The sequence below is a fragment of the Georgenia daeguensis genome, assembly GCF_039537705.1.
In the GTDB taxonomy this organism is placed as follows: domain Bacteria; phylum Actinomycetota; class Actinomycetes; order Actinomycetales; family Actinomycetaceae; genus Georgenia; species Georgenia daeguensis.
Map to the genome: position 1 here is coordinate 1 of NZ_BAABBA010000054.1, position 4,801 is coordinate 4,801.

Sequence of the window (4,801 nt, forward strand, 5' to 3'; positions counted from 1 at the left end):
TCCTCGTCCAGGCCGTCGAGCGTGCCCTGGGTCACGACGATGCCGTCGCGCCGGCGGGGCAGGGCGTAGGCGGTCCGCTCGGCCGAGGGGACGACCCACGCCGCGGTGCCCTGCACCTGGCGCAGCTGGGCCACGGCGGCGAGCGTGCGCAGCTGGCGGCGCAGCTCCCGGCGGTACGCGGTCAGGCGCACGACCGCGTATCCCAGCAGTCCCACCACCACCGCGGCCGGGACGAGGAGGAGGAGATAGGTCGGGAGCAGCTGGGTCGTCCATCCCGGCACAGACGCGAAGGGATTGGCCGCCGTGAGGCAGCGCCGGCACACCGTGCCGGCCGCGCCCGGTAGTCCGGGGCCGGCGACCGTCCACGCGAGCAGCGGTCCGACGCTGAGCAGACCGAGGACCCACAGCACCGCGGAGGATGCCCACAACGCCATGCCCCACCGGGGGCGTGCGCTCAGTGCCGGGGCGAGCCGCGCGAGGATGGCAGGCCCGGCGGTGGCCCCTAGCAGGAGGAGGACCGTCAGGGTGGCCGCGACGGTCAGCACGGTCACGGCGCCCCCGCCCTGCCGGCGCTCCGGTCGGTGCGGCCGTCGGCAAGAAGGGTGCGCAGGAGCGCGACGTCGCCGTCGGACATCGACTCCACGAAGTGGAGCAGCGAGGCCTCGCGGTCGGCGGTGGAGGATAGGGCCTCCGTCATGAGGCCGGCGACGTACTCGCCGCGGTCGTGCAACGGGCGGTACGCCCACGTGCGCCCTGCCGGCACGCGCTCCACCAACCCCTTCTTGACGAGGTTGTTCAGGACGGTGGCGATCGTGGTGTAGGCGAGGGTCTGCGAGGTCTGCTCCAGCACGTCGCGCGTGCACAGCTCGGTCGGGCAGTCCCAAAGGATCTCCATGACCTCCTTCTCGAGCGTGCCGAGCCGGGGGAGCTGCACCTCAGCCACGGGCCACCGCCGCCGGGAGCGGGCAGGCAACCTGGCCGCGTAACCGCACCACGAGCGCGGCGGCCGTCAGGCCCAGCCCGGCCGCCGCGAGCACCGGCTGGACGGGCGCGAACCACGTCAGCGCACCGGTGTAGCCGAGAGCCAGCAGCACGATCTTGTTGCACACCGGGCACCCCACGGCGAACCACGTCAGGAGGCTGCCCGCCATCCCGGCCCTGCTCGCACGCTCGCCGTCGGCCCGGGGCGCCTCGACCGGCTCCGCCGTCCCACGGGGGCGGACGTAGGTGGCCACCAGCAGACCCGCGAGGACGGACGTGAGCACCCACACGGGGTAGCTCCACGGCTCCACCGGAATCTCGCGACCGAAGACGGGGTTCGGGATCAGGACGGTCGGCACGCCGATCGTCACCGCCACCACCACGGTGGCCGCGACGGCGGCCAGCACCTGACGCGCGGACCACATCCGCAGGGCGGCGACGGCGAGCGTTCCTGTGCTGCGGGCGGAGGACGTGAGCCGGCGCAGGGTGGTGGATCGAACGGGCATGTGTCTACTATGCCGCATAGATCACTACTACGTCAGGTAGTAGATCGTCTTCGATGCGGACGCTCTGCGTGACCGCAGCCAGCACCCGATCCGAGAGGCCCGTTCATGCCTTCCACCTCCACCACCTCGTCCGCGCGGCGGCCGGCGTGGCTGGTCCCTGTCCTCGTGGCCCTCGTGGCCGCCGTGCTCGTCGCCGTCTCGCTGGTGGCGCGCGGCGGGGACTCCGAGGCGGGGGCGGCCGCGGAGCCGGAGGGGACGACCGGTGAGGGTCCGGTCGCCGAGGTCGTGGAGCCCGAGCAGGAGGCGCTGCCGGACATGGCCCGCCGGGACCCGGCCGATCCCATGGCCGTCGGCCCGGTCGACGCGCCGGTGAGCCTCGTCGTGTACTCGGACTTCCAGTGCCCGTTCTGCGCGATGTGGAGCGAGCAGACGCAGCCGACGATGCTCGAGCGCGCCGAGGCCGGCGACCTGCGCATCGAATGGCGTGACATCAACGTCTTCGGCCAGGAGTCCCTCATCTCCGCCCGGGCGGCGTACGCCGCCGGGCTGCAGGACCGGTACGTCGAGTACCACGACGCGCTGTTCGAGGGCGGCGAGAAGCGGCCGGCCGGCGAGCTCGACGAGGAGTCGCTCATCGAGCTGGCCGCCGAGCTCGGCCTCGACACCGAACGGTTCACCGCCAACCTGCGCTCCGAGGAGGTCGCCGCAGCGGTGGCGCAGAACCAGGACGAGGCGGCGTCGCTCGGCGTGTACTCCACCCCCGCCTTCCTGCTCGGCGGGACCCCGATCCTGGGCGCCCAGCCCACCGAGGTCTTCGTCGAGACCCTCGACGACGCGCTGGCCGAGGCGCAGGGCTGAGCGCGGTGGAGCTGACCCTCCTCGCCGCGTTCCTCGGCGGCATGCTCGCACTCCTCAGCCCGTGCGGGGCGCTCTTGCTGCCCGCGTTCTTCGCCTCGACGGCCGGTGCGGGCGCGCGCCTGCTCGGCCACGGCACCGTCTTCTTCCTCGGCCTCGCCACCCTGCTCGTCCCGCTCGGCCTCGGCGCCTCCCTCGCCGGCTCGCTGGTCACCACCCACCGCGACCTCCTCGTCACCGGCGCGGGCTGGCTCATCATCCTCTTCGGCGTACTCCAGATCTTCGGCATCGGCTTCGACCTGGCCAAGCTGCTGCCCGGCGTCCGGACCGTTCAGGCCACCGCCCCTCGCCAGTCCGGCCTGGTGCGGTCCTTCCTGCTCGGCGGGGTCTCCGGCGTCGCCGGGTTCTGCTCCGGACCGATCCTCGGCGCCGTGCTCACGATGGCCGCGACCGAGGAATCCCTCGTGGTCGCCGGCACCATGCTCGCCGTCTATGGCGCCGGGATGGTGGTCCCGCTGCTCGGGCTCGCGGCACTGTGGAACCGCCTCGGCGCTGCCGGCCGGGCGCGTCTGCGCGGGCGCGAGGTGCAGGTCGGTCGGCTCCGGCTCCACACCACCTCGATGGTCACCGGCATCGTCCTGGTGGCGGTGGGCGTCGTCTTCGTCACCACCAACGGCATGGCGGCGCTGCCGGAGCTCCTGCCGGCCACCCTGCTGGGCAGCCTCCAGACCACGGTGCTGTCCATGTCCGCCGCCGTGCCCGAGCCGCTCCTCATCGTCGTCGCGGCCCTCGCCGTGCTCGGTGTGTGGGCGTGGCGGCGGCGGGGCGGTGCCCGCGGCGACGTTCCCTCGGAGGTGCCAGCCACGGATCGAGACGTCGACGAGGAGGTTGCCTCGTGAGGGCAGCCCCGACCGCCGCGGCCGCCGGGGTGCTCCTCGCCGTGATCGCAGGCTGCGCGACGGAGCCGGAACCGGCCCAGGTCGACCCGACCCCGGTCGCGGTGGACGAGCCCGCGAAGGCCTCAGACGTGAGCCCCCAGAGCCTGCCGCTGCCGCTCGCGCCGTTCGAGGTCGTCGCCACCGGGTGGACCGAGCAGCCGCTGGAGCACGACGGGATCTTCCTGGGGATCCGCTCCCCGGAGGCGCCCGAGGACCCGCTGCGGTTCATCGCGACCGACAGCGAGGGCACCGTCCTGTGGGAGGCCGAGCGCCCGCCGTCGTGCACGGGGTTCGCGCTGAGCCGCGCCACTGACCGCCCCGTCGCCGTCCTGACGGACCTCGAGAGCACCGACGCCGCCGTCGCGCAGACCACCGCCACCGCCTACGACCTCGCCACCGGTGAGCGGCTCTGGGGCCCGGTCGACGTCCCCGGTCCCCACCACGGTCCGGGCCTCGTCTTCTCAGCGTCCGCGCCGCGCGCGGCGATCGGGGAGACCGGACCACGGGCCGCTCTCGATCCCGCCACCGGCGCCATCGTCCGGGACGAGAAGGACCAGCCCGGTACCGCCGTCGTCGGGGAGTACGACGGCGTCGTCCTGACCGCCGCCGACGGAGCCCTCACGGCCACCGGCCCGGCCGGCGAGGAGAGGTGGTCGCTGCCCCTCGCGGATGCGGGCATCCCCGAGGGGAGCGGGGTGACATCCGTGGCCGGCGCCCGCCCGCCCGACGGGACAGCCCTGGTCGGGCCGGCCGGTGCGGAGAGCGGGGCGCTCGTCGACCTCGCCGACGGCACGGTCCTTGCCACCGACGTGGAGGACGCCCGCCGGGACCCGGGCACGGGCACGGTCGTCACGCGAGCCGGTTCTGTGGTCACCGGACGCACGGCCGAGGGCACGGCCTGGACCCGCGAGCTCGACGGCGAGGTCACCCTCGCCGGGGTCGGTGGCGTCCTTGCCTACCTCCGAGTCGGCGACGCGGTCCAGGTGCTCAACGCCGTCACCGGCGAGGACGCCACCGTCTTCACCGAGGGCGCGTCCCCGCTCGGCGTCCCTTCGCTCTTCTCCTCGCACGGCGCCGCCGTCGTCCCGCTCGACGAGCAGCTGCTCGTCACCACCCGACCGGTCGGAGCAGAGTAGACCATTGCTCCCCGTCGGCTCGTGGGTGCAAACCTGTGGCAGCTACGGCCCCGGGGTACCTGCGACCGGCCTCATCTCGTGTGCCATAGGAAGCGACAGTGATGAGTTCCTATCTAAATGGGGCGTCGAATAACGTTCGTTTGCGTACAGCAGACAGCGAGTGGTGTGTCGTGGCTGCCAAGAGTGATCTGCGGCAATCAGAGCCGCACTATCAACGTGATTCAACCTTCAGGAGGTCGAGTGGAGTCTGTGTGCATTTGCGGCTCTTCAGAATTGAGGGTGTAGTCGGGGGGTCAAGTCCGCGGGAGTGGTGTATCGGTCCGGTGATCTCCGGTTCGGTGATCCTTCGTTGTCGGGTCAGGCGCTGATGGCGGCGAGAGGCTCG

5 protein-coding genes and 1 pseudogene are annotated in these 4,801 nt (G+C 72.9%); 3 read left to right on the forward strand and 3 right to left on the reverse strand.

Annotated features, from left to right (window positions below):
* The 3 genes and pseudogenes from ABD774_RS21155 to ABD774_RS21165 form a co-directional block, all read right to left on the reverse strand.
* Positions 1–551 (reverse strand): annotated as a pseudogene (locus ABD774_RS21155) (M56 family metallopeptidase); the annotation flags it as partial.
* The gene (locus ABD774_RS21160; RefSeq protein WP_345045657.1) at positions 548–943 is read right to left on the reverse strand and encodes a BlaI/MecI/CopY family transcriptional regulator; all 396 of its coding nucleotides are present in this window, start codon (positions 941–943) and stop codon (positions 548–550) included. The pseudogene ABD774_RS21155 and the gene ABD774_RS21160, both read right to left, overlap by 4 nt.
* Positions 936–1,487, reverse strand: a complete 552-nt coding sequence (locus ABD774_RS21165; protein ID WP_345045659.1) for a hypothetical protein — start codon at positions 1,485–1,487, stop codon at positions 936–938. Before ABD774_RS21165 ends, ABD774_RS21160 begins: the two co-directional genes overlap by 8 nt.
* 105 nt (positions 1,488–1,592) lie before the next feature.
* Between ABD774_RS21165 and ABD774_RS21170 the strand changes: the two genes are divergently transcribed.
* Genes ABD774_RS21170 through ABD774_RS21180 form a run of 3 tightly spaced genes read left to right on the forward strand, consistent with a single transcriptional unit; the run spans position 1,593 to position 4,416 of the window.
* On the forward strand, positions 1,593–2,345 hold the full coding sequence (locus tag ABD774_RS21170; RefSeq protein ID WP_345045662.1) for a DsbA family protein: 753 nt from the start codon (positions 1,593–1,595) through the stop codon (positions 2,343–2,345).
* A 5-nt stretch (positions 2,346–2,350) separates the two neighbouring features.
* Positions 2,351–3,241 (forward strand): cytochrome c biogenesis CcdA family protein, encoded by an 891-nt coding sequence (locus ABD774_RS21175; RefSeq protein ID WP_345045664.1) that lies wholly within the window; start codon positions 2,351–2,353, stop codon positions 3,239–3,241.
* Positions 3,238–4,416: a hypothetical protein gene (locus ABD774_RS21180; protein WP_345045667.1), complete on the forward strand. Its 1,179-nt coding sequence runs from the start codon at positions 3,238–3,240 to the stop codon at positions 4,414–4,416. Before ABD774_RS21175 ends, ABD774_RS21180 begins: the two co-directional genes overlap by 4 nt.
* Positions 4,417–4,801: the final 385 nt, after the last annotated feature.